The following is a 22479-nucleotide window of genomic DNA, read 5'->3' on the forward strand; positions in this document are numbered from 1 at the left end:
TCATGTTTAACTGCAAGGCCCGTCTTGACGGGTCTTGCTTTTTTAAAAGGTAATTAGAATGAATTTACATGAATATCAAGCCAAGCAATTATTCGCGAGCTATGATTTACCAGTTCCTCGTGGTGAGGTTGCTTATAATGTTGAGGATGCCTTGCTCGTTGCTTCTCAATTATCAACCTCTCGATGGGTTGTGAAAGCGCAAGTCCATGCCGGTGGTAGAGGTAAAGCAGGTGGAGTGAAGCTGGTTTCTAGCAAGGATGAATTGGCTGCAGTTGCGAAATCCATGTTAGGTACACGTCTGGTTACCTATCAAACTGATGCCAGAGGCCAACCGGTTAATGCTATTTTGGTTGAAGAAACTTGTGAAATAGACAGAGAATTATACCTTGGTGCTGTTGTTGATAGAGCCACCAGACGGGTTGTTATTATGGCCTCTACAGAAGGTGGTGTGGAAATTGAAAAAGTTGCCCATGAAACGCCCGAAAAAATTTTCAAGGTGGTTGTTGATCCATTAGTTGGTGTTATGCCTTTTCAATGCCGTGAAACAGGTTTTAAACTTGGATTAAAAGATGATCAAATCAAACAATTCACTCATTTAATGATGGGCTTAGGGAAAATGTTTGTTGAGTGTGATTTAAGTCTATTAGAGATAAATCCTCTTGTGGTAACAAAATCTGGGCAACTGATTTGTCTGGATGGAAAAATTAATATCGATGGAAATGCTTTATTTCGACAACCTAAACTGAAAAATATGCGGGATGTTTCTCAGGAAGATGATCGAGAAAACCGAGCCAGTGATTGGGAACTTAATTATATCCCCTTGGATGGGACAATAGGTTGTATGGTAAATGGTGCTGGTTTGGCTATGGCCACTATGGACGTGATAAAACTACATGGCGGTGAGCCGGCTAATTTCCTGGATGTTGGGGGTGGCGCCACAAAAGAAAGAGTAAGTGAAGCCTTAAAGATTATTGTGTCAGATGAAAAAGTTAAAGGAATCCTGGTTAATATTTTTGGTGGAATTGTTCGTTGTGACCTTATTGCTGATGGAATTCTTGCTGCTGTAAAAGAAGTGGATGTGAAAATTCCTGTGGTTGTCAGACTGGAAGGTAATAATGCTCAGTTAGGTGCTGACATATTGAATAAAAGCAATTTGAATGTGATTGCTGCAACGAGTTTGACTGACGCGGCCAAGAAAATTGTAGCAGCAGTTTCCTAATAAAGAATAAATTAATTTTGGCATTATTGGTAAAGGCGGTTTTTTAAAGCAGATATGCCATTAAATTACGAGGTTAACAATGAGTGTATTAGTTGATAAACATACAAAAGTACTATGTCAGGGCTTTACTGGAAAACAAGGTACTTATCATACAGAGCAAGCACTGGCTTATGGAACCAAGATGGTGGGGGGAGTTACTCCAGGCAAAGGTGGCCAAATGCATTTAGGATTGCCAGTATTTAATACCATGCGTGAAGCCGTCGAGGAAACCAAGGCAGATGCCAGTGTGATCTATGTTCCTGCACCATTTTGCAAAGATTCAATTATTGAAGCAGCAGAAGCAGGTATTAAACTGATTGTTTGTATTACAGAGGGTGTGCCTGTATTGGATATGTTGCAAGTAAAAGTATATATAGAAAACAATACACAGGCTCGATTAATTGGGCCTAATTGCCCGGGAATAATTACACCCGGTGAATGCAAGATAGGCATTATGCCAGGTTACATTCATTTACCTGGAAAAGTTGGAATCGTTTCACGTTCAGGAACTTTAACTTACGAAGCAGTAAAACAAACTACTGATAAAGGGTTTGGTCAAAGTACCTGCATAGGTATCGGTGGAGATCCAATTCCAGGAACCAGCTTTATTGATGCTTTGTCTTTATTTGAAAAAGATCCTAAAACAGAAGCTATTATCATGGTAGGAGAAATTGGTGGTTCAGCAGAGGAAGAGGCAGCTGAATACATTAAGTCTCATGTAAAAAAACCTGTAGTATCCTACATTGCTGGAGTCACAGCACCTGCTGGAAAACGTATGGGACATGCTGGAGCAATTATCTCTGGCGGGAAGGGGACCGCAGCAGAAAAATATGCTGCTCTGGAAGCGGCAGGTGTGAAAACAGTTCGATCTCCTGCTGACTTGGGAGATGCAATAGCTGAGGTAACTGGTTGGTAAGAAAATATTTTTTTCTCTTGCTTAAAAGCTTTTTCATTATAAAAATATACACTGATTAAAATAAATTGGTGATTTTTCCTCGATTCATGTTGGTGCTGTGCGTTAAGCGCAGCCCAACAGCTATCATGATAATATTGTCATTTGGTTGAATAAGATTAAATCTTTTGCATAACCTGTCTCTTGTATTTTAATTAGAGCATGGCAAACGTTTTTGTGGTGCTCGTTTATTGCATGTAAACTATGCTCCTCAAAACATTTGTACCTTGCCTTAAAACTAAATCAAGACTTACGCCCCCTTACTTTCTTTGTTAAAAAATTGTTTTAATTCAGTGATTAAGTTCAACTAACCCCCTTCATTAAAAGCATTTTTTGCCTTAACCGAGGGATTTTTCCTAAGTCCAGAAAATAATCAGCTTATGCAAGAAGTCGATTGAAAATTTTAACTGCAAAATTTGTCGCAAATTATAAATTTTAGAGAGTATAATTATGTATATTTTTTTAGTGAAGGTTTGCTATGAGCAAATTTAGAAGTCTTGCGGATATTAGACGAGATTATGGTGAGTTGCAGCTAAGTGAAGAATCAGCTGAAAATAATCCCATTTCTCAATTCAAACTATGGTTTGATGATGTGTTACAAAATGAAAAAAACGATCCCACTGCGATGGTTCTGTCTACAGTAGATGAAAAGGGCTATCCAGATTCCAGAGTTGTCTTATTAAAAGGATTAGAGAACGGTAATTTTATCTTTTATACCAATTATCAAAGTGCTAAGGCAATGCAAATGCAAAAGAATCCTTATGCTGCACTTAATTTTTATTGGCCTCAAATGGCAAGACAAGTACGTGTCCGTGGTCGGGTGAAGAAAATCAGTAGCGAGCAATCCGACGCCTATTTTTCTTCGAGACCTTTAAAAAGTCAGTTTAGTGCGATTGTATCTCCCCAAAGCCAAGAAATTCTGGATAGGATTTCTTTAGAAGATGCGTTAAATCAGTTGATTGAGGAATATGGTCAAAAACCCGTAATCAGACCGGAAAATTGGGGTGGATATATGATAATCCCAGATGAGATTGAGTTTTGGCAGGGTAGGGATAACAGGTTACATGATCGAATTCATTATTACCGGCATGGTGATGAATGGATTCATCGTAGATTGGCACCTTGACCGGCAGTTTTTGTCATTATTCCTGCCGGCATTATTTTATTATTTAGATATAGATAGATGATTTTTCATGGCCGGCTAACGGTTAGATTTTTTAATAAGCACAAGCGATTTACAAATTTTGCCTGGTTTATAAATCAGCACTATCGAAAAAGTCCAATCTCTTTATTAAAAACATTTTTAGCTTTGATCTTAGGATTTTGTGTCAGCCTTATCAATATCCTATTTTGGATTGATTATTTAAAGGCAGATAATTTACCTTCATTTTTCCATAATTTCAAACAATAAGACTGCTTGTTAACCATAAAAATCCATGAAAATTAGGATAAAAAAGTTGGCCTAATACTTGCATCTCTATCAATAAAATCAATAAGTTAACGAGGTACCATATTGTAGATCCAAGGGTAAAAAGATTTTTTGTCAAGATAATGTAAATATTTGATCTTTGAAGGCAGGGGGCAAATTAAAGTCGTAAAATTGATTTAAGTGTGGGAGATACATGCACTAAAAAGTAGATCTGCACTAATTGTATTAATAATTATAGATTTAGGAGTAAATGAGTTGAAAAGCGGAAACATATTCAGGATACATAAAAGAGGCTATCATCATGAACGATACAACATCATTATTATCACATATTAGACTACGATTTAACATTGAACACCCAAGCTATGAAGAATGTTATGTTTTTGGGTATGAATGTGCATTAGCAGAAGTTCCAGAAGAGGATAATCCTTTCCGCGAAGGTTCTCAAGAGGCAGAGCAATGGCTCGAAGGATGGTGGGCTGGAGTGTATGGGGAAAAGCCCTTATTTGATTTGAACAATATCGAGGAAGATATTATTTTAGATAAAACCACAGCCGCAAATGATCAGCAATATCATCATAAAAACAGCTTTCTATCTTTAGTCTTTGAAATTGGTGGTGCGATAGCCGCTTCTGCAATAGTAGGTTACCAATTACTTGAGCTTGTAGCATGATCACCGCTTTCAATTGAAGAGCATAATTTAATGCTTCTTCAATTGAATAGGAGTATTCCTGGTATTGGTTCAGTCTTTAAATAATTTTAAAACCATCGACCTCATTCGTTCAATTTCAGATGGATTAAATTCTTTATAAAGTTCACTGCCGATATCAAGACAAACCGTAACTTTCTCACCTAAACCTTTCAACAGGTTGACACCTGATAATTTAAGTAATTTGATATATGGGCTAATTTCACTTGCCCAAGCATTGAGGTATTGCATGTCAGTGAATACCGGCAAAAAAATAGTATTATTTTCTTCCAAAAATAATACTCTGGGTTCGCTATCATCAGAATCGGATTCAATAGGAATAATAAAGTTTGCCTTGATAAATTCAAGGTAAACTTTATTCGCTTCTTTTGAGCTTCCGGAAGATTCAAAAGCTTCTTTAATAGCAATATTTAGTTTATTCATCAGGGGTGGATCCCATGTTTTGATAGTACATTGAAAATTTGATTTCTAAATTTGTTCAGAGTGACCAATTTCCATTCTTTAAAATATATGAAGATTCTACTTTAACAGGGCAAGATCATAACAATTTCAGTCAGTTATGAGCTGCGATGCTTTATAAATTTGAGCATATTTTTGTCATCCCCGCGCAGTTGGAATGATTCAAACTTTTCATTATATAATCAAATTATGATTTTGCCCTATCTACTTTAAAACTTTTTAGTGAATCTCCGGGAATTATTCAGTCTTATCTTCAATTCATCCAAAGGACTTACGAAAAATCCCAATCTCATCGTTAAAAAATAATTTTAATTCAGTCATTTAGTTTGTATAAACGCTCTCATTAAAAACATTTTTTGCCTAGGCCTTGGATTTTTTCTTAAGTCCTGATTGTTGAATCATTCAACTCAATCCAGAGGATTTTTGTTCAATTGGATGATGATGAGTCACTAAAAATTAGAATTATATCCTAAATCCTCAATACATTACTAATATGGCAAAGGTAAAAATAAACTATATGTTGAAATAAGTTACAACAGCAGTATAATGATAAGTTATCATTGTTAATTTATTGATCATTTTTTAAATAAATACAGCATGTGGTGGTTATACCAAAATGGGAATATCTAAAGTGGAAATTTATAAACGTAAAAATTACCTGGGTTTTGCGTGGTTAGTTTGGGGGTTGGCAGCTGCTTTTTATTTTTCTGATTATTTAGCTAGAGTAGCGCCTGGTGTAATGCACCGATATCTACAAATGGACTTTGGCATTAATGAGGCCGGTTTCGGGATATTAACTGCATCCTTCTATATTCCATATATCTTAATGCAAATTCCCGTAGGATTAACGGTCGATCGTTTAAGCATTCGATGGTTATTGACTATTATGTCATTAGTTACTGCTTTTGGCTGCTGTGTATTTGGTCTTGCTGATGGTCTGCTGACTGCATCAATTGGCAGAATGTTGATTGGTTTCAGTGCTGCTTTTGCATTTATTTGCTCACTTCGTCTTGCCACTTCATGGTTTCCTCCAACTATGCTCGGATTATTATCTGGATTAACTCAAGCGTTAGGAATGCTGGGTGCTGCTGCAGGGGAGGCTCCTGTTTCATTTTTAGTGAGTAATGTTGGCTGGCGTCATAGTATGCTGATTATTGCGTTCTTATTTATTGCTTTATCAGGATTATTGTATCAATTTGTTCAAGATAAACCAGGCGAGCATCGCAATGAAATTCGTTCCGTTAATCGAATCAGTATTTTGGATAGCTTAAAGATCATTTTGTCAAATAAACAAACTTGGCTTAACGCAATGTATGCTGGATTTTTATTTGGTCCCACCGCTGTAATTGGGGAAGCAATAGGCCCTGCATACTTACAGTTCGGCCGTGGTTTAGGGGCGCACGCAGCCGCATTTGCAACGGGATTGATCTTTATAGGCTGGGGAATTAGTGGCCCATTATCCGGTTGGATTTCTGATAAAATGGGGCGTCGTAAGCCATTGATGATTATTTCCGCAGTATGCGGGGTGATCTTGAGCAGTTTATTCGTTTTTATTCCTGAAATGAGTCAAACAACAGCTTACATACTATTTTTTGTTTTTGGTATTACGAATACAGGAGTTGCGATTTCATACGCTGTTTCTACAGAAATACATGACAGGAGTGTTGTTGGTACATCTATTGCGTTTACCAATATGACTTCGATTTTTGTTGGGGCCTTATTCCAGCCTTTAGTCGGACGTATCATAGACATCGTATCTGGGCCTAGAGCCTATAATGTTGAAACGTTATTATTATCGGATTTCCAGGCCGGTTTAAAATTACTTCCTTTATGTTCTTTAGTTGCTTTAATCCTGGCGTTTACAGTTAAAGAGACTTATTGCAAACCCATAAGGCATTAAGATAGTAAAGATCAAACACTGAGCATGGAATTATCAATACCTTACCATTGTTTGATTTTTACTGTAAAAACATCAAATTTTTGAAACTTAATGAAAATATTTTTCATTAAGTTTTAATCTTCTTGCATTAGACTGTCGCACTTTTAGGTTATTTACTGTTATACTTTTCGCAGCACTTTGCTGCGCTCGAGTAATGCTATTTGCAAATTAATAACATGGAGATAATAATGAAAAAACTTACAGGATTAGTAATTATCCTGGCTGTTTTAATCCTAGGTGGATATTATGGCATGGGAATTCTAACCGAAAGAACGGTTAAAAAAACTGTCGAGGTAATTAATCAATCCAATGGGCTTTTCGCTGATATTCAGCAATATAAGAGAGGTTGGTTTTGCTCTGATGCATTAGTCAAATGGCGTTTACATGTACCCGAGCGGGTAGTAAAAGACGATGATGGAAAATTGCAAACTACGCCAGCTCAAGATTATCAAATGGAAATGCCGATTAAGATTTATCACGGCCCCATTATATATGCGAGTAAGCAGGTACGTTTTGGAATGGGCTTTGCACAAACCGTATTTCCATTTCCAGAAAAATATAATCAACAATTTAATGAGCTTTTTTCTCAAGATTCAGAAAAGCCTCAGTTAAATTTAAGCATTTTTGTAAATTATTTGAACAAAAGTACAGTGGAGTTGTCCATTCCTTCGTTCAAGTTAATTGCTAAAGATGGAAATGGTAAATTTAATTGGATGGGTATGGATAGTACTACATCAATGTCTTCCAATTTGGATAAAGTGGAAGGAGAAATTGAATTTGATGGCGCTGAATTTTCTAAAGATGATACCAAGCTCTCTTTGGGGAAGGTAACCAGCGAGTATGACTTACATAAAACGACGACAGGATTATATTTAGGTCAAGCCAGTTTTTCATTACCATCACTTGCAGTAGTCGTTAAAGATCAAAAGATGTTTGAAATTAGTGAATTGACATTAAGTTCAAGCAGCGATATTGAGGACAATCTCTTCAGCACTCATTTTAGCGCGGTTCTAAAATCGTTATTCGCCAATGGACAAAATTACGGTCCTGGTGAAGTCGAAATGTCTTTAAGAAACCTTGATGCTGAAGTACTGGCCAAAATCAATGAGCAAGCTAACGCGATGCAAAGGGGTACAGATCAAGAGCGTCAACAAGCCTTAATGGCAATGCTTCCAGAATTACCAAAGCTATTTAGTAAAGGTGCGGAGTTTGAAATTTCCAAATTAAGTCTCAAACTTCCACAAGGCATGATTGATGGTAACTTGTTAATTACTTTACCTAAAGGTGATAGTTCTAATCCTTTCGAGTTGATTCAAAAAACTCAAGGTAATGCCAAGTTAAAAATGCCAATCGAGGTAGTGAAGCAACTGATGCAGCAATCGATTATGCAACAAATGGCAAAACAGCCAGAAATGCAACAAGCTTTAATTCAACAGCTGCAAAGCAGTCAAGGCCAATCAAACCAAGCAGAACCTACTTCTGAGCAAATCGCTTCAATGCAAGTAGATAAGCAAATTAATGAGTTGGAGCAATCTGGTTTAATTACTGTAGATGGCAAAGACTATGTCATTGAGATGAGTTTGAGTGAAGGAAAATTCATGGTTAATGGAAAACCATTTGATCCATCTATGATGAAATTCCAGTAGTTCGTTAATTATAGGATAAGCTGTTGAGAACGGCTTATCCTCTTTTCAATCCACTGTGGTGAGAAACGTAGCAATGATTCAAGCGCAAACAGTATATATTGAATTTTAATGCAGTTTTTTCTGTTCTGCCCTTGTCTCGTATTGCTCAATTCGGTAATATACCGCTTTTAAAAGGAGGAGCTAATAATAATGACAACAATCAGTAATGATGCAGGAGATACCACTGCTTCACTAGCCGAAAGCGTGACTCAATCTGTACAAAAATATTTTTCAGAGCTTAAGGGAACTGATCCTGTTGACTTATACCAGTTTGTACTTGAAGAAATTGAGACCCCTCTATTTCGTGCAGTAATGGAACATTGCAAGTATAATCAGTCCCGCGCTGCAATCATGCTGGGAATTAGTCGTGGAACTTTAAGAACTAAATTAAGACGTTATTTTGATGATAAATACGTTGGTACAAGGGATTAAGAAGGATTGATAATAAAAAGGGAGCTAAAGCTCCCTTTTTATTATCAAAGAATAATTCATGTTATTCAGCAAACATAGAGCTTACTGACTCCTCAACATTTACTCGTTTGATTGCTTGAGCTAACATATCAGCAAGACTAACCACTCTGATTTTTTCACAGTTTTGTGCTTCAACTGATAAAGGGATGGTATCAGTTACTACTACCTCATCAAGACCTGAATGTTTAATATTGTTAACCGCAGGGCCGGATAATACAGGATGTGTAATGTAAGCCCTTACACTTTTTGCTCCGCTTTTCTTTAATTCATGAGCAGCCGTACAAAGTGTTCCAGCAGTATCTACTATATCGTCTACAATAATACAGTTCTTATTAGCAGGTTCACCGATAATGTGCATTACTTCTGATTTATTTGGTCCACTACGGCGTTTATCAATAATTGACAGCTCAGCGTCATTCAGTCTTTTAGCAACCGCTCTGGCACGAACAACTCCGCCGACATCTGGAGATACTATCATAATGTTGTTTAATTTTTGTTTGGTTATATCGTCCAGCAATACCGGAGTTGAGTATACGTTATCAACCGGCATATAAAAGAAGCCTTGTATTTGATCCGCGTGCAAATCAACAGTAAGAACTCTACAAATTCCAACAGAAGCCATCATGTCTGCTACCACTTTAGCTGTAATAGGAACACGTGCGGAGCGTACTCGCCTGTCTTGGCGTGCGTAGCCAAAATAAGGAACTACAGCTGTAATTCGACCTGCAGATGATCTTCTCAGGGCATCCGCCATAATCAGCAATTCCATTAAATTATTATTGGCAGGCGCACATGTTGATTGGAGAACAAAAACATCTTTACCTCGGACATTTTCCAAAATCTCAACCATAGTCTCTCCATCGCTGAAGGTACCAACAGTGGCTTTACCAATAGGTATTTGCAAATGTGAGGATATTTTTAGTGCTAATTCAGGGTTAGCATTCCCTGTAAAAATCATCATCGTGGACATGTGTCAAAAGCCTTAGATTTAGGTTAATCACATAACTTAAACACATAGCAGAAGACAGCCAAAAAGATATTATTATTATTTGAGCGATACGAAGTACGCATCCTTCCAGGTTATCTTCTGCCGTCTGTTTACTTGTACCTAGATTCAACTTCATATTCTAGGTTGAATCAACAAGAAAATGGCAGGGGTGCTAGGATTCGAACCTAGGTATGCAGGGATCAAAACCCTGTGCCTTACCGCTTGGCGACACCCCTATAATTGTAGATTCTTTAATCATCCGTGAGTTTGTAAATAGTATTCATCCCTGCAATGTGCTGCGTATTTTGCAGTGCTTTTTTATCGATGTCAACTTCAGAAAGCAAATAATTATAAGAATTAATTTATACAACCCAATTCTTTATCACTACCTTTACCATGACACCATTTCCTTCAAGGCGAATCATGCTTGGTAAATCTATTCCCTTGACTGAAGTATACTTAGTAAAATCAATGGTATAGCCATTTTGCTTTAATTGTATCAGGTGATTGAATTGGTCATGTTTTTCCGATTGGACTCCACCTGGTGCAGGCAGACCTCTTACCCAGTAATACAAGTTATTTACTGGGAGTCTAATGCCAGTTTGTTTTAGTAATAACTCATCAGCATTGGTGGACGTAGTTATTTTGGAGCCATCTTGAAATGTAATTGTATTGCCTTTTTTGCTGATTAGAACGGCTCCACCACCCAAGGGTCCCATTAAACGAATTTGGTATGAGCTGGCCCCTTGCTGTACCCAATTCATGGTAGCAGACCAGCCTTTTGCTTTGGTTTTTGCAGCCAGGGCACCTTTAATTTCCCATGATGAAACAGTGGCTGTTTCGGCTTTGCGTTCTTCAAGAGGAATTTCACGGTTTGCAGGCGGCTCTTCAGATGGTCTTGGGGGAGCGCATGCTGTTAAAAAGCAAATTAAGATGATTGTCAAACGTTTTATCGCATTCATTGCTTACCTCAATTCCATTTTTTTATAGTTTTTCAATTTACAATACGCTAGACTGCTTCTATATGCAAATGGTAATTAACGAGATGAAACAAAAAGCAATCTACCCGGGAACATTTGACCCTGTAACCAATGGCCATGTTGATATTATTACTCGGGCCAGCACTATTTTTCCAGAATTGATAGTTGCTGTAGCGAGTAATAAGAATAAGCGGCCTTATTTATCTTGGGAAACCAGAATTAGTTTACTGGAAGAATCCGTTGGACATTTAACTGGTGTGAGGGTCTTGGGTTTTGATAATTTGTTAATTGATTTTGTATTAGAACAAAATGCGGGCATTATTTTACGTGGATTGAGAGCTGTTTCTGATTTTGAATATGAATTTCAACTGGCTGGAATGAATAGAAAACTATCTAAAAAGATAGAAACATTATTTTTAACCCCCGCAGAGCATTTAATGTATATCTCATCCACTTTAGTTCGTGAAATTGCAGCCTTAAATGGCGATATTTCTCAATTTGTTCCGCCCAATGTAGTTAGAGAATTAAAAAAGAGACAAAATGAAATATAACTATAAATGGCTGAGTTGTTTATTTTTTTTAATTTGCAATATTTATCAGGTTAATGCAAAAACATTTCCACAAAATCCTCCTGGATATGCTGTAGCAAGTGCTCACCCCTTGGCAACTAATGCCGGTTTAGAAATTTTGGCAGCAGGAGGAAATGCCTTTGATGCCGCAGTTGCAGTAGCTGCCGCCTTGGCAGTAGTCGAACCATATCATTCAGGGCTTGGAGGAGGAGGTTTTTGGTTGCTTCATCAGGAAAAGGAGCATTTAAACCTCTTTATTGATGGCAGGGAGGTAGCTCCTCTGGCCGCGAGTAAGGATATGTATTTAGCTCCTGACGGCCAAGTGATTCCCGGGCTTTCTCTAAATGGTGGTTTATCTGCAGCCATACCGGGACAGCCAGCTGCCCTGGTTTATATAGCCAAAAATTATGGGCGTCTTCCGCTTAGCAAGACATTAGCTCCGGCTATTAAGCTTGCGGAAGAGGGTTTTCCTGTAGACCCTCAATTTCGTTATTTCTCCACTCTGGATGATAGATTGGAAAACTTGAAGAAATATCCCGATACCGCTGCTATTTTTTTAAAGAATGGCCAGCCTTTTGAAATTGGAGATAAACTTGTTCAAAAAGATTTAGCAAAAACACTCAGATTGATAGCCAAGTACGGAAATGCTGGATTTTATTCGGGAGAAACGGCTTCTCTGTTAGTTCAAGGTGTTAACGCAGCAGGTGGAATTTGGTCTCTTGATGATTTGGCTCAATATAAAATTAAAGTGAGGTCACCTTTAATTAGTGCTTATCATAACATGTTAATTATCACAGCTCCTCTGCCTTCAGCTGGTGGAGTGGCATTGGTAACCATGCTCAATATATTATCCCAATTTCCTTTATCTTCATTCTCCAAATTAAAATGGGTTCATTACGTCGTTGAATCGATGAAATTGGCTTATTGGCAAAGAGATCAATTTCTGGGTGATCCTGATTTTATTAAGGTTCCTCTTGATAAGTTGATTTCCTCAGATAATGCAAAACAATTAAGCCGCTTGATTTCACCTGATAAAGCGATTGATAGTAAAATCTTGCAAGGCTCAGTTCCAATAGAAAAACATTCAAATACCTCACATATTTCAATTATTGATACGGAAGGTAATCGCGTTGCTGCAACAATGACAATTAATTACATTTTTGGATCCAGTGTAGTTGCAAAGGGAACTGGGGTATTATTAAATGATGAAATGGACGATTTTTCTACCAAAGTAGGTGAGCAAAATGTCTTTGGTTTAGTGGGAAGCGAGCGCAATGGCATTGAACCACGAAAAAGACCACTATCCAGCATGACTCCAACTTTCCTGGAGATGCCAGGACGGGTAGCTATCCTGGGGACTCCTGGAGGAAGCCGTATTCCTAGTATGGTTTTACTTGCTTCATTATTATTTTATGATGGATATGGGGCTATCAGTATGGTTTCAGCCATGCGATTTCATCATCAATATTTACCGGATGTTTTGCAATTTGAGCCCGATACTTTCCCAAGTTCAATTCAACAGGGTTTACGAGCTATGGGATACCATTTAATGCCATTGAAACAATATTATGGAGATATGCAAGCCATTACATGGGACAAAGAAAGTAATGTCTTAACAGCTGCTTCTGATCCGAGACATATTGGTTTAGCTGCTACGATATCTAATGTGACATATGGGTATGGGGTTAATTACTAGAAAACATTTTTAAAATGAATTGGCCATTTACATTCGATACGTAAATTGTTAGTGTTGAATAAAACAATTGAAATCAATATTTGTTTTATGATTTGTGTTAAGTGTTTTTCAATCGCTTGTTGAGTTTATGCAACGCATCGATAACTCCCTGATTTAAGAGACGGAGTAATTTAATTCCAAGAGCCTTTTGCTGAATAAAAAGCGATTTACAGGGTTCTACCATGATTTCTAACATGGAACAGTTTTCTGTAGCCTGACAAGTCGCCATACGTTTATTCTCAAGGAATAGTGCCATTTGACCAAATACTGACCCTGCTTCCAGTTGTGCAATCATTGAAGTAAAGCCTTCAGCATGCTCATAATAAAGATTGATTTTTCCTTGAATCAGAATAAAACAAGAATGTCCTGCGTCGCCTTGTTTAAAAAGAATTTCTCCCTTATTTAAGCAAACAGGTGAGGTATAGCAAATTAACATTTCTAATTCGTGATATGCAAAAGATCTAAAGATTGCTAATTGATGCATTACTTTTAGTGGGTCAAGAATGCAAGTTTTCTCTTGATTCCCATGAGGCAATGAAGTAGTAGAATAAGGTTGATACGTGGACTGATATGATAAGGACTCAGCCAGAAGTTGATTGAGATTATTAAGTGTTGTACAAAGAGTTTTTCCAATCCGCCATAAACTGTCAGTATCCTCCCAAAATAGTGGCTTGTCTGACAGGAGGCGTTTAGGAGAAAATACATCTGCAGGTAACCATGCGGGATTTTTTCCAGTTAATGCTATTTCAGCTGCGGCAAATCCTGCTGCTGTGGTATAGCTTCCTCCATATCCATTACAACACATCACAATAATGATTCCCGGAGACAGGTAGCCAATAGCGGGTAGTTGATCAGGTGTAAAAGCCAAGGCGCCAACCCATTCTGTTGAAAATGGTTTTCCTTTAAGATCCGGGAAATATTTATCTCTTTGCTGCACAATAAGGTCATGAACTTTTTTTGAACGCTTTCGATAATAAGGATTTTTCATTGCCCGGTCGTCACCAGCCCCAATAAGCAAAGGCACCAAACCATTCTTTGATTTGAATCTGGGTTGATTGAGATAGAGAGGTCCATCTTCACTAGTTATTAATCGGCCTTTACAGTAATCTGGTGTTGATTCGGTAATTGCAATTTGACTTTGGTGAGGTCTAATCGCTCTCAATTCCGGGAGCAATTCGCTAGTAAACGCGTTTGTTGCAACAATCACTTGCCGAGCCTTAAGCAGACCCATATTGGTTTTGAGTTGATGGTATTCTTCATCCATACTTTGAATTTGTTGGACTTTTACAAACGTGTAGAGCTTGATACCACCTTTGATTGCTGCCTTAATCAGGCAGCAAGTATATTTAAAGGGATTGTAGGTTCCGTCATCTGGAATAAATCGACCTATGAACTTGGAGTTGATGCCGAATTGTTCTCTAATTTTTTTTCGAGACCAAATGTAGATACGTTCACCATGTTGGGCCGCAAGAGTGACTTCATCACAAATTGCTTGTTCTTCCTCTTCAGTATGAGCAATGTAGAGCCATCCTTTTGCTGAAAGATCACAATAAATACGTTCTTTTCTAACTATTTCCTTAAAACGATTACGATTTTTTAAAGCGAATTGAAAAACCAGTGAAGCATGGTATTCGCTTTCAATTTGTAATATTGACGGATGAACATGGGGGTAGCATCGTTTTAAAAAACGAAACCGTTCTGAAACTAAACCACTATAGATTCCCACAGAGTTTTCAGGTAATAATTCAAAATTACCTCCATTACGACCACTGGCTTCAGTAGCTGGATTCCCTTTATCTAACAATAGAACAGTAAGGTTTCTTTTTTTGACTGCATCGATCAGATGATAAGCAGTAGAAGCGCCAGTTAGACCTGCTCCTATGATTACGATATCTGCTTTTTCAGGTAGGGAATTGGTAGAACGATAATGATCGAATGGATGTGGTTCATTTTGCCAAAAGGGTTTATTTGAAAGGGGAATTAAGATGGGATTAATTGATTTGCCACAAAGTTTATTTAGAAAAAACTGTAGATGTCTTGCTGCTTGTTTGACCAAAGTAAAGCGGGATTCAACAAGATTTATTATCAGTTGGCATTCAATTAATGTCAATTGATGTTTCTGCAAATCTTTACTTAACTTGTTTATCAAGATATGAGCATCTTTCACTGTTAATGGCCCGGCGTTATCCATTCGGTGTACTAAATACATCTTGGCTTTCATTTCCAGATCAGAAGAGGTATCCCTTTCTTCTTCTATTTTATTAATGCTCATGGTACGCTAATATTGATTTGCTTTTTAAAGTCTAGGTAAAGTTTTAGAAAATTTCAAAATAGTTAGTACTGAGATTGAAAGGCAGGTAGTCTGGATTGCTTATTCTATTGTAGAAATCAATTTTATTTTCTTGTGTAACATGGGCTTTTTTCCTACTAGTTATTGTAGTTATTTTTAGCTATCTTTTTCAGCAAATCTTAATGAGAGTTTTTTCAATTCTCCCCGACCAGCTTTTTTATTGACTGATAGGTTTTTTCGATTAATTCCTCTTTATTTTCAATTGCATATTGAGCTGCATCAATAGGCTCGCCAATATGAATTTCTGCTTTTTGATTCAAGTGTATATTAAAGGTGCGGGCGGGAAGAATGTCAAAAGCTCCGCGAATTCCTATAGGAATTATAGTTGCCTTGGCTTGAATAGCAGTGATAAAGCCACCTTTTTTAAATGGGGCTAGTTTGCCATCTTTAGAGCGAGTTCCTTCTGGTGCAATCCATAGAATAATTCCACTTTCCATCAGTTGTTGGGCAAATTCCAAATCCTTTATGGCTTGAAATCTGTTTTTTCTGTCGATAAAAGGGAATTCCGCTGCAGCCATTCCTTTGCCTAAGAGTGGAATTTTGGAGAGCTCTCGTTTGGCAAGCATACGGATAGAGTTATTGGGGAATGCTTTGAAGCCTAAAGGAATGTCATAAGCACTGGAATGATTGCACATAAGAATCGTTGCCTTGCCAGGTTGAGGCTGGACATTATGTGGATTGATTACTTTATATTCTACTTTCACAGCATTTAAGAGTTGATCAACCCAATGGTGAATGACGTTATCAACCCATGGTCTCGTAGGGGTGCTAAAAAGATACTTAAATATAGACCGAGTGCAGGCAACACCTGTGTAATAAAATAGACGGGTAATTATCCAAAAAGTTTTTAATCGACTTATTTTCATCGTTAGGGCGCATGGGATTATGGGAGGGTCATCATACAACAAGTTGAGGAATACTGGAACGATTCAAATCAAGCCGTGTATTTTAAACCGAAGATGGATATTAGCATTAATACAAGGTACAGCAAACGGTAGACAGATAGATGTTCCTGAAACAGGAGTACGCCCATGATCGCAGTCCCGAGTGTACCTATCCCTACCCATACCGCATAGGCAGTACCGATAGGTAATGTTTGAGCTGCTTTCGCTAATAAAAACATACTGATAATCAGTGTGGTGCCTGTAAACAGGCTTGGTAGCCATTTCGAAAAACCATCCGTATATTTTAAACCAACAGCCCAACAGATTTCCAAGAGTCCCGCGATAAATAAATAAAGCCAAGGTAATAACATAGGGACTCCTTTTAAAATGATTAAAGGCGTCGTCTTGTCTTAACCGGGTACGGCGCGTCTCGTCCGGAGATTATTTCATAGCATATCACGGTTTTTGATGTAATAGTATTCCCTGCATCAAATTGAGCGATATGGTGTCGATTATAACTCAGTCAAAAATAGCTCATTAATAATACGGAAGGATTTTTGCACTTCCATAGCATTGGTGTTTGCAATGCCTGCAGCTACGATTAACGCTTTCCATAAAGCCCAAGCTTGCCCACGTGACCAGGTATCCTTGTCCAAAGGAAGCATTTCACGGAAGATTTTTCTGCTGTCCCCTGCAAATAATGTCCAGGTAATAGCAAGATCACAGGCCGGATCGCCGACGGATAACTGTCCAAAATCGATAACAGCGCATAATTTTTCATTTTTAACCAGAAGATTACCAGCGCTGATATCACCATGAACCCACACAGGTGTACCTTGCCAAGAGGTATTCAGAGCGGTTTCCCAAATTTCAATGGCATGGTCTGTATCAATTTTTCCTTTTAAATAATCGATGGCTTGACGGGTTTCTGGATCATAAATTTTCAAATCTCCACCGCGATAAAAGCTGTGGAGCCCAGGTTTTGGACCGCTGGTAGAATCAATTTGATGAAAAGCAGTGAGGAATGTCGCCAGATCCTTCGCTATTTCATTCAGGTTGGATACATTAGCAGAGGCTATTGCTTCACCTTCAAGCCAACGGTAAATTGACCATTTCCAAGGGTATCCTTCGCCAGGCATCCCCATTTCCAAAGGTATCGGAATTGGAACAGGCAGCAAGGGAGCCAGTTGGGGGAGGCATTGTTGCTCTTTTTCAACCTGCAATTGATATTGTTCGGCACTGGGCAGTCGCACAAGCATTTTCTTACCAAGATGAAAAGTCCGATTATCCCATCCGCTGACAGCTACCGGGCTAATAGGGAGATTGGAATAATGGGGAAACTGGCTGGCGATTAAACGACAAACCAGTGTTTCATCGATTATTAATGAGTGCATCAAAATAATATTTCCAGTTGTTATTATTTGAGAATAATATAGTCGTTATAAGTCAAGCAATGGCAGTTGCATACTTTGATACACGTTTTCCTGTTTTAATTTGATTCCTATGCCTAATAATCGTACAGGCATACATTTTCTGGCGAAACCTTCTTGTATCAGTTGACGTAAAACGATTAAATCAAGCTTGTCATGAACTCGTTCAATGGTTGTTTGCTGAAAGTCATTAAACTTCAATTTTACAAATAAATTGTGAATACCAGAAATTTTACCTGCTCGTTGTATCCGTGCTTCCAGACGCACCATAAGATCTGGCAAGGCCTCAAGGCAAGCTTCACTATCTGGCAAGTCTATTGGATAGGTTTCTTCAACGCTAATGGATTTTCGAATACGTTCAGGATTGACTGGGCGATTATCAATGCCTCTCGCTAACTCATAAAGTCTCTGTCCTATGGTACCAAATTTATGTAATAGATATTCAACGGAATATCGCTGCAAATCAGCGCAGTTTTTAATGTTGAGAGCATTCAATTTTTCTTCCATCTTGGGCCCCACACCGAATAATTTACGTACAGGTAAATCAAGAATAAATGTGTTAACGTCTTCAGGTCTAATAACCATTTGCCCATTGGGTTTATGCCAATCACTGGCTATTTTTGCAAGGCTCTTATTAGGCGCAATGCCTGCACTTGCAGTGAGTTGTCTTGTTTGATAAATTCGGGCGCGAATCTCTTGCGCAATCCAGGTAGCACTTCCCTGGCATTGTGTGGATTCAGTGACATCAAGATAGGCTTCATCTAATGACAAGGGTTCGATAATATCTGTATATTCTGCAAATAGGGTTCTAATATATTGACTTTCTTTTTGATATACATCCATACGTACTGGTCGCAAAATGAGTTCTTTGCAAAGTTTAAGTGCATGGGCTGTTGGCATTGCAGAGTGTATACCAAACTGACGGGCGGCATAATTACAAGTTGCTATTACTCCACGACGGCTTGCCTCCCCGCCTACGGCGATAGGCTTATTTGCCAACTCAGGGAAATCACGCATTTCAATTGCCGCATAAAAACAGTCCATGTCAATATGGATAATTTTTCTTATCGGATTCATTTTTCAATCGCAGATTGCAGTAACAGGGATTTCATATTAGGTCTTGGCTGATTTTCTTGAATCTGTACAGTTTAGTCTACAGAATAACTATTTCTTTATCTTATTTGATAAGAATATAATATTGTAATCAAAATAAGCAATCAGGTTATGTTCTGTAAATTACGTTTGCCATACTCTGCAAAACGTTAATCGTTCAGTTTTAAAGCCCGTTTTTAAATTTAAATCACCGTTGTGATAACTCAATTGAACCAAGAATTACAAAATGGTACCTTATATTTTATTAACGAAAGGGTTGGTGGGTTTTTGCGGGTGTAGTTCAATGGTAGAACCTCAGCTTCCCAAGCTGATGGCGTGGGTTCGATTCCCATCACCCGCTCAATAAAATAATATTGCCTATCTTTATATAGTCCATAAGGCGGTAATCGTAGAAAACTTAATGGCCATCCAGACTCATCATTAAAAAACCGCAGAATGCGGCATTGCTAGGTGCTAGCGAGGGTTCAATTTTTGTTTTCATTTGGTTAATGATATTCCTATAAGATTCATAGAATTCCCAGGAAGGGGTTGGGTTATATACGATATCAAGGTTCAGTTCTTTAATGATATTTTTGGTTGTTGTAGGTTTTATAAACACATCCACTTCGGGATTGAAGTAAGCCTGAAAAATAGTCATTAAAGTCCACTTCGCAAATTTCTCTCTTTGCAATTGAAAAAGAAGCTCTTCAAAGCCTTCCTGTTCATTGCCATACAAAAGTTCTTTTAATCCTTTTGCAATAAGTACTTTATCGTTTGGGGGAGTTCTTTTGATAAAATCTCTAAATTTAGGTTTTTCAAATATTGAAATCAAAGATGACTGAGTAACAATTTTCAACATGGCATTTGTTATTTCATCAGGGTTTTTAAAATTTTGCTTGGCAAAACTCCCTTGAGCCAAAGCAACCATCTTATCCATTTTATGTTTTTTACCGATTTCAATCATTTCAGGGTGGGAGAACCCGCCTGGGTATCTTTCCAAAAAATCGGAGGCTGCTTTTTTGAGTCTTTTAATATCCATAAATTAACCTTTTGTCACCATATCAGCATCAGTTAATAAATAAAAATGATCCCAGGTGGCCATTTTTGAGCCTATCATGCAATGATTGGCTGGCAATGTGGGCAAAATGCGGAGTGGCGTCCGGCAATCACAATAGTTTCTATTTTATTTTCACATACCAAACAGGGGAGATTTTTCCTGCCATAAACCTTTAAAGCAAAACGAAAGTACCCTGGTTTACCATCAGAAGAATAGAAATCACGAAGTGTCGTCCCTCCTGCCTCTATGGCAGATTCAAGTATCTTTTTGATGTGACCAGTCAGAGAATTGAACTCTTCTGTAGTTATCTTTTTTGCAGAGGTATTTGGATGGATTTTGGCAAGAAAAAGACTCTCTGTCGCATAAATATTACCTATCCCGACAACAATTTGACTATCCATAATAAATGACTTGATGGATTGCGATTTATTCGCGGCTTTACGTAATAAGTACTCGCTATTAAAGTCATCAGACAGAGGTTCCGGGCCTAAATGTGCCAGCAGTGGGTGTTGTTCAGGATTTTCATCGATGTAAATAAATAAGCCAAATCTTCTTGGATCGCAGAATCTGAGAGCAAGCCCATTATTAATGTGCAGATCAACGTGATCGTGTTTTTGAGGATTTGCTGTCTGGGAGACGATGCGCAAATGTCCGGACATTCCAAGATGGATGAGAAGATAACCTTTATTCATATGAAGTAAGATGTATTTTCCTCTACGGGTAATAGCTGTTATATGCTTTCCTTGGCATAATTCATTCAGGTTTAGAGGTACTGGTAATCTAAGTTTTCGATTACGCACTTGCACCGCAGTAATCATACGGCCTTCAATATGGGGTTTAATACCTTGCTTTGTTGTTTCGACTTCGGGTAATTCAGGCATTATTTTTTATCATCATGTTCTATAATTCTTCCTTGTTCTTTCTGGGATGATTTGCTGGGGAAGAAATATTCCTTAGCTAAGGCCCCAAGCCATAGTATTCCACCGATGATTACGCCCCAAATGGCCACATAAAAAAACATGAACAATAAGGCTATAACTATTGCGATCCCAACACCAATCACTATAAAAGGCACAATATTTTCAATCAATTTCTGAACTTTATCGCTCATATTTATATCCTGATAAAATAAGATGAGTAAATTTATTATCGACTACATCATGAAATCATGCAATGAAATGATAAAAAATGTGTTATCATTACACATATATTGATTCTATAATTTAGGGATAAAATACATTCACTCTTAAATTATAGATATTTTTATAATTCCGTACAATGTGGGGTTATTATGATATTCGGCTTTTTAAACCTGTCTTTCTGGGGATATGTTCTTGCAACTTTTATCCTGACTCAAATCACAATAGCATCTGTTACTCTCTACCTTCATAGGAACCAGACTCACAGAGCGCTAACATTACATCCTGTTGTCAGTCATTTTTTCCGTTTATGGTTATGGTTAACTACGGGGATGGTTACCGCGGATTGGGTTGCTATCCACCGCAAGCACCATGCAACTACTGATGTTGAGGGAGATCCTCATAGCCCAGTGGTTGAGGGAATCAGGAAGGTATTTTGGCAAGGTGCTGAACTTTATAGAGAGGCCCGTAAGGACAGGGATATGGTTGCCAAATATTCTCATGGCACACCAACCGATTGGATAGAGCGAAATGTCTACTCGCGCCATTCAAGCAAAGGCATTTTGCTGATGTTATTACTGGATTTGTTTTTCTTTGGGATTCCTGGAATTACGGTATGGGCAATCCAAATGATGTGGATTCCGCTGTTTGCTGCTGGAGTCATCAATGGCATCGGCCATTATTGGGGATACAGGAATTTTGAATGTCCTGATGCTGCTACCAATATTATTCCCTGGGGATTTTGGATTGGTGGAGAAGAGTTACATAATAATCATCACACCTTTGCTTCCTCAGCCAAATTTTCAGTGAAATGGTGGGAGTTTGATATTGGCTGGATGTATATTCGCATTCTTTCCTTTTTTGGATTGGCCAAGGTAAAAAAATTACCTCCCAAATTGGCTATGGATGAAGGAAAATTCCATGTCGATTTGGATACTGTGAGAGCAGTTATTTCAAATCGCTTTCAAGTGATGTCTAATTACTATAAGAATGTCATCAGGCCTATTTTGAAGTATGAAAAAAATACCAGCATTGAGACAAAAGAAGACAAGAAACTGTTTCAACGGGCAGGCAGATTACTGCGTCGCGAAGATAAACTGTTATCAACAAAAGCTAAAACTCGTTTGCAAAAATTGCTGGATGCCCGCGAACAATTGAGAGTGGTTTACTCTTACAAGCAATCATTACAAAATGTTTGGTTAAAAACAGCTACAACTCAAAAAGAATTGGTAGAAGCTCTGCAACAATGGTGCCGCCAGGCAGAGGAATCAGGTCTTGATGTGCTGAAGCAATTTGCTCAACAATTGAAGGGCTACGTCCCTGTATATACCAGGGAGTGACGTTTTCGCACTC

Annotated in this window: 21 protein-coding genes, 2 tRNA genes and 1 riboswitch; of the genes, 11 read left to right on the forward strand and 12 right to left on the reverse strand. The window is 38.0% G+C overall.

Features of this window, described 5'->3' with window-relative positions; all coding sequences use genetic code 11:
• Positions 1-58: 58 nt before the first annotated feature.
• From sucC to OQJ02_RS02715, 4 genes are all read left to right on the forward strand, one after another.
• Positions 59-1219, forward strand: a complete 1161-nt coding sequence (gene sucC / locus OQJ02_RS02700; protein WP_265717762.1) for an ADP-forming succinate--CoA ligase subunit beta — start codon at positions 59-61, stop codon at positions 1217-1219.
• 79 nt (positions 1220-1298) lie between these two features.
• Positions 1299-2174: a succinate--CoA ligase subunit alpha gene (sucD, locus tag OQJ02_RS02705; RefSeq protein ID WP_027223601.1), complete on the forward strand. Its 876-nt coding sequence runs from the start codon at positions 1299-1301 to the stop codon at positions 2172-2174.
• 514 nt (positions 2175-2688) lie between these two features.
• On the forward strand, positions 2689-3336 hold the full coding sequence (pdxH, locus tag OQJ02_RS02710; protein WP_265717763.1) for a pyridoxamine 5'-phosphate oxidase: 648 nt from the start codon (positions 2689-2691) through the stop codon (positions 3334-3336).
• 604 nt (positions 3337-3940) lie between these two features.
• Entirely contained in the window at positions 3941-4312 is a 372-nt protein-coding gene (locus OQJ02_RS02715; RefSeq protein ID WP_265717764.1) for a transmission trait enhancer LetE, read from the forward strand.
• A 69-nt stretch (positions 4313-4381) separates the two neighbouring features.
• On the opposite strand, the gene OQJ02_RS02720 is transcribed toward OQJ02_RS02715, so the two are convergent.
• On the reverse strand, positions 4382-4771 hold the full coding sequence (locus OQJ02_RS02720; protein WP_265717765.1) for an SseB family protein: 390 nt from the start codon (positions 4769-4771) through the stop codon (positions 4382-4384).
• 652 nt (positions 4772-5423) lie between these two features.
• On the opposite strand from OQJ02_RS02720, the gene OQJ02_RS02725 reads away from it, so the two are divergent.
• From OQJ02_RS02725 to OQJ02_RS02735, 3 genes are all read left to right on the forward strand, one after another.
• On the forward strand, positions 5424-6707 hold the full coding sequence (locus tag OQJ02_RS02725; protein ID WP_265717766.1) for an MFS transporter: 1284 nt from the start codon (positions 5424-5426) through the stop codon (positions 6705-6707).
• Positions 6708-6934: 227 nt separating this feature from the next.
• The gene (locus OQJ02_RS02730; RefSeq protein ID WP_265717767.1) at positions 6935-8392 is read left to right on the forward strand and encodes a YdgA family protein; all 1458 of its coding nucleotides are present in this window, start codon (positions 6935-6937) and stop codon (positions 8390-8392) included.
• A gap of 189 nt (positions 8393-8581) precedes the next feature.
• Positions 8582-8863 (forward strand): helix-turn-helix domain-containing protein, encoded by a 282-nt coding sequence (locus tag OQJ02_RS02735; protein ID WP_010946289.1) that lies wholly within the window; start codon positions 8582-8584, stop codon positions 8861-8863.
• Positions 8864-8924: 61 nt separating this feature from the next.
• Here OQJ02_RS02735 and OQJ02_RS02740 read toward each other — a convergent pair whose 3' ends face one another.
• The 3 genes from OQJ02_RS02740 to lolB all read right to left on the reverse strand — a co-directional run bounded on the left by OQJ02_RS02740 (position 8925) and on the right by lolB (position 10852).
• Positions 8925-9872 carry a ribose-phosphate pyrophosphokinase gene (locus OQJ02_RS02740; protein ID WP_265717768.1) on the reverse strand — a complete coding sequence of 316 codons (948 nt, stop codon included), beginning with the start codon at positions 9870-9872 and terminating at the stop codon, positions 8925-8927.
• Positions 9873-10051: 179 nt separating this feature from the next.
• Positions 10052-10126: transfer RNA gene (locus OQJ02_RS02745), tRNA-Gln, on the reverse strand.
• A gap of 126 nt (positions 10127-10252) precedes the next feature.
• Positions 10253-10852, reverse strand: coding sequence for a lipoprotein insertase outer membrane protein LolB (lolB, locus tag OQJ02_RS02750; protein WP_265717769.1), 600 nt, complete (start codon positions 10850-10852; stop codon positions 10253-10255).
• A gap of 62 nt (positions 10853-10914) precedes the next feature.
• Between lolB and coaD the strand changes: the two genes are divergently transcribed.
• Together coaD and ggt are read left to right on the forward strand one after the other, a co-directional pair.
• A complete protein-coding gene (coaD, locus tag OQJ02_RS02755; protein ID WP_265717770.1) occupies positions 10915-11421 on the forward strand; it encodes a pantetheine-phosphate adenylyltransferase in 507 nt (168 codons plus the stop codon).
• Complete coding sequence (gene ggt / locus OQJ02_RS02760) at positions 11411-13135, forward strand: gamma-glutamyltransferase (RefSeq protein WP_265717771.1); 1725 nt, start codon at positions 11411-11413, stop codon at positions 13133-13135. The genes coaD and ggt overlap by 11 nt, the downstream gene beginning before the upstream one ends.
• Before the next feature lie 97 nt (positions 13136-13232).
• On the opposite strand, the gene OQJ02_RS02765 is transcribed toward ggt, so the two are convergent.
• The 5 genes from OQJ02_RS02765 to dinB all read right to left on the reverse strand — a co-directional run bounded on the left by OQJ02_RS02765 (position 13233) and on the right by dinB (position 18915).
• Positions 13233-15446: an FAD-dependent oxidoreductase gene (locus OQJ02_RS02765; RefSeq protein ID WP_265717772.1), complete on the reverse strand. Its 2214-nt coding sequence runs from the start codon at positions 15444-15446 to the stop codon at positions 13233-13235.
• A 212-nt stretch (positions 15447-15658) separates the two neighbouring features.
• Complete coding sequence (locus OQJ02_RS02770; RefSeq protein WP_265717773.1) at positions 15659-16390, reverse strand: lysophospholipid acyltransferase family protein; 732 nt, start codon at positions 16388-16390, stop codon at positions 15659-15661.
• A 68-nt stretch (positions 16391-16458) separates the two neighbouring features.
• Positions 16459-16779, reverse strand: coding sequence for a DMT family transporter (locus tag OQJ02_RS02775; protein ID WP_265717774.1), 321 nt, complete (start codon positions 16777-16779; stop codon positions 16459-16461).
• Between the two features lie 23 nt (positions 16780-16802).
• Positions 16803-16866, reverse strand: a riboswitch (guanidine-III (ykkC-III) riboswitch).
• Between the two features lie 54 nt (positions 16867-16920).
• Entirely contained in the window at positions 16921-17802 is an 882-nt protein-coding gene (locus tag OQJ02_RS02780) for an aminoglycoside phosphotransferase family protein (RefSeq protein WP_265717775.1), read from the reverse strand.
• 45 nt (positions 17803-17847) lie between these two features.
• Positions 17848-18915, reverse strand: coding sequence for a DNA polymerase IV (dinB, locus tag OQJ02_RS02785; protein WP_265717776.1), 1068 nt, complete (start codon positions 18913-18915; stop codon positions 17848-17850).
• A gap of 305 nt (positions 18916-19220) precedes the next feature.
• Here dinB and OQJ02_RS02790 point away from each other — a divergent pair.
• Positions 19221-19291: transfer RNA gene (locus tag OQJ02_RS02790), tRNA-Gly, on the forward strand.
• A 57-nt stretch (positions 19292-19348) separates the two neighbouring features.
• Here OQJ02_RS02790 and OQJ02_RS02795 read toward each other — a convergent pair.
• The 3 genes from OQJ02_RS02795 to OQJ02_RS02805 form a co-directional block, all read right to left on the reverse strand.
• Entirely contained in the window at positions 19349-19969 is a 621-nt protein-coding gene (locus OQJ02_RS02795) for a hypothetical protein (RefSeq protein WP_265717777.1), read from the reverse strand.
• A gap of 74 nt (positions 19970-20043) precedes the next feature.
• Positions 20044-20868 carry a bifunctional DNA-formamidopyrimidine glycosylase/DNA-(apurinic or apyrimidinic site) lyase gene (gene mutM / locus OQJ02_RS02800; protein WP_265717778.1) on the reverse strand — a complete coding sequence of 275 codons (825 nt, stop codon included), beginning with the start codon at positions 20866-20868 and terminating at the stop codon, positions 20044-20046.
• Positions 20868-21098 carry a hypothetical protein gene (locus OQJ02_RS02805; RefSeq protein ID WP_011214789.1) on the reverse strand — a complete coding sequence of 77 codons (231 nt, stop codon included), beginning with the start codon at positions 21096-21098 and terminating at the stop codon, positions 20868-20870. The genes mutM and OQJ02_RS02805 overlap by 1 nt, the downstream gene beginning before the upstream one ends.
• Positions 21099-21278: 180 nt before the next feature.
• Between OQJ02_RS02805 and OQJ02_RS02810 the strand changes: the two genes are divergently transcribed.
• A complete protein-coding gene (locus OQJ02_RS02810; protein ID WP_265717779.1) occupies positions 21279-22466 on the forward strand; it encodes a fatty acid desaturase in 1188 nt (395 codons plus the stop codon).
• Positions 22467-22479: the final 13 nt, after the last annotated feature.

Source organism: Legionella sp. PATHC032 (assembly GCF_026191185.1).
Classification (GTDB): domain Bacteria; phylum Pseudomonadota; class Gammaproteobacteria; order Legionellales; family Legionellaceae; genus Legionella.

What these genes read in the sequence shown, in the direction of transcription:
- sucC (WP_265717762.1), top strand. Translation starts at nt 59, where the DNA reads ATGAATTTACATGAATATCAAGCCAAGCAATTATTCGCGAGCTATGAT.
- sucD (WP_027223601.1), top strand. Translation starts at nt 1,299, where the DNA reads ATGAGTGTATTAGTTGATAAACATACAAAAGTACTATGTCAGGGCTTT.
- pdxH (WP_265717763.1), top strand. Translation starts at nt 2,689, where the DNA reads ATGAGCAAATTTAGAAGTCTTGCGGATATTAGACGAGATTATGGTGAG.
- OQJ02_RS02715 (WP_265717764.1), top strand. Translation starts at nt 3,941, where the DNA reads ATGAACGATACAACATCATTATTATCACATATTAGACTACGATTTAAC.
- OQJ02_RS02720 (WP_265717765.1), bottom strand. Translation starts at nt 4,771, where the DNA reads ATGAATAAACTAAATATTGCTATTAAAGAAGCTTTTGAATCTTCCGGA.
- OQJ02_RS02725 (WP_265717766.1), top strand. Translation starts at nt 5,424, where the DNA reads ATGGGAATATCTAAAGTGGAAATTTATAAACGTAAAAATTACCTGGGT.
- OQJ02_RS02730 (WP_265717767.1), top strand. Translation starts at nt 6,935, where the DNA reads ATGAAAAAACTTACAGGATTAGTAATTATCCTGGCTGTTTTAATCCTA.
- OQJ02_RS02735 (WP_010946289.1), top strand. Translation starts at nt 8,582, where the DNA reads ATGACAACAATCAGTAATGATGCAGGAGATACCACTGCTTCACTAGCC.
- OQJ02_RS02740 (WP_265717768.1), bottom strand. Translation starts at nt 9,872, where the DNA reads ATGTCCACGATGATGATTTTTACAGGGAATGCTAACCCTGAATTAGCA.
- lolB (WP_265717769.1), bottom strand. Translation starts at nt 10,852, where the DNA reads ATGAATGCGATAAAACGTTTGACAATCATCTTAATTTGCTTTTTAACA.
- coaD (WP_265717770.1), top strand. Translation starts at nt 10,915, where the DNA reads ATGCAAATGGTAATTAACGAGATGAAACAAAAAGCAATCTACCCGGGA.
- ggt (WP_265717771.1), top strand. Translation starts at nt 11,411, where the DNA reads ATGAAATATAACTATAAATGGCTGAGTTGTTTATTTTTTTTAATTTGC.
- OQJ02_RS02765 (WP_265717772.1), bottom strand. Translation starts at nt 15,446, where the DNA reads ATGAGCATTAATAAAATAGAAGAAGAAAGGGATACCTCTTCTGATCTG.
- OQJ02_RS02770 (WP_265717773.1), bottom strand. Translation starts at nt 16,390, where the DNA reads ATGAAAATAAGTCGATTAAAAACTTTTTGGATAATTACCCGTCTATTT.
- OQJ02_RS02775 (WP_265717774.1), bottom strand. Translation starts at nt 16,779, where the DNA reads ATGTTATTACCTTGGCTTTATTTATTTATCGCGGGACTCTTGGAAATC.
- OQJ02_RS02780 (WP_265717775.1), bottom strand. Translation starts at nt 17,802, where the DNA reads ATGCACTCATTAATAATCGATGAAACACTGGTTTGTCGTTTAATCGCC.
- dinB (WP_265717776.1), bottom strand. Translation starts at nt 18,915, where the DNA reads ATGAATCCGATAAGAAAAATTATCCATATTGACATGGACTGTTTTTAT.
- OQJ02_RS02795 (WP_265717777.1), bottom strand. Translation starts at nt 19,969, where the DNA reads ATGGATATTAAAAGACTCAAAAAAGCAGCCTCCGATTTTTTGGAAAGA.
- mutM (WP_265717778.1), bottom strand. Translation starts at nt 20,868, where the DNA reads ATGCCTGAATTACCCGAAGTCGAAACAACAAAGCAAGGTATTAAACCC.
- OQJ02_RS02805 (WP_011214789.1), bottom strand. Translation starts at nt 21,098, where the DNA reads ATGAGCGATAAAGTTCAGAAATTGATTGAAAATATTGTGCCTTTTATA.
- OQJ02_RS02810 (WP_265717779.1), top strand. Translation starts at nt 21,279, where the DNA reads ATGATATTCGGCTTTTTAAACCTGTCTTTCTGGGGATATGTTCTTGCA.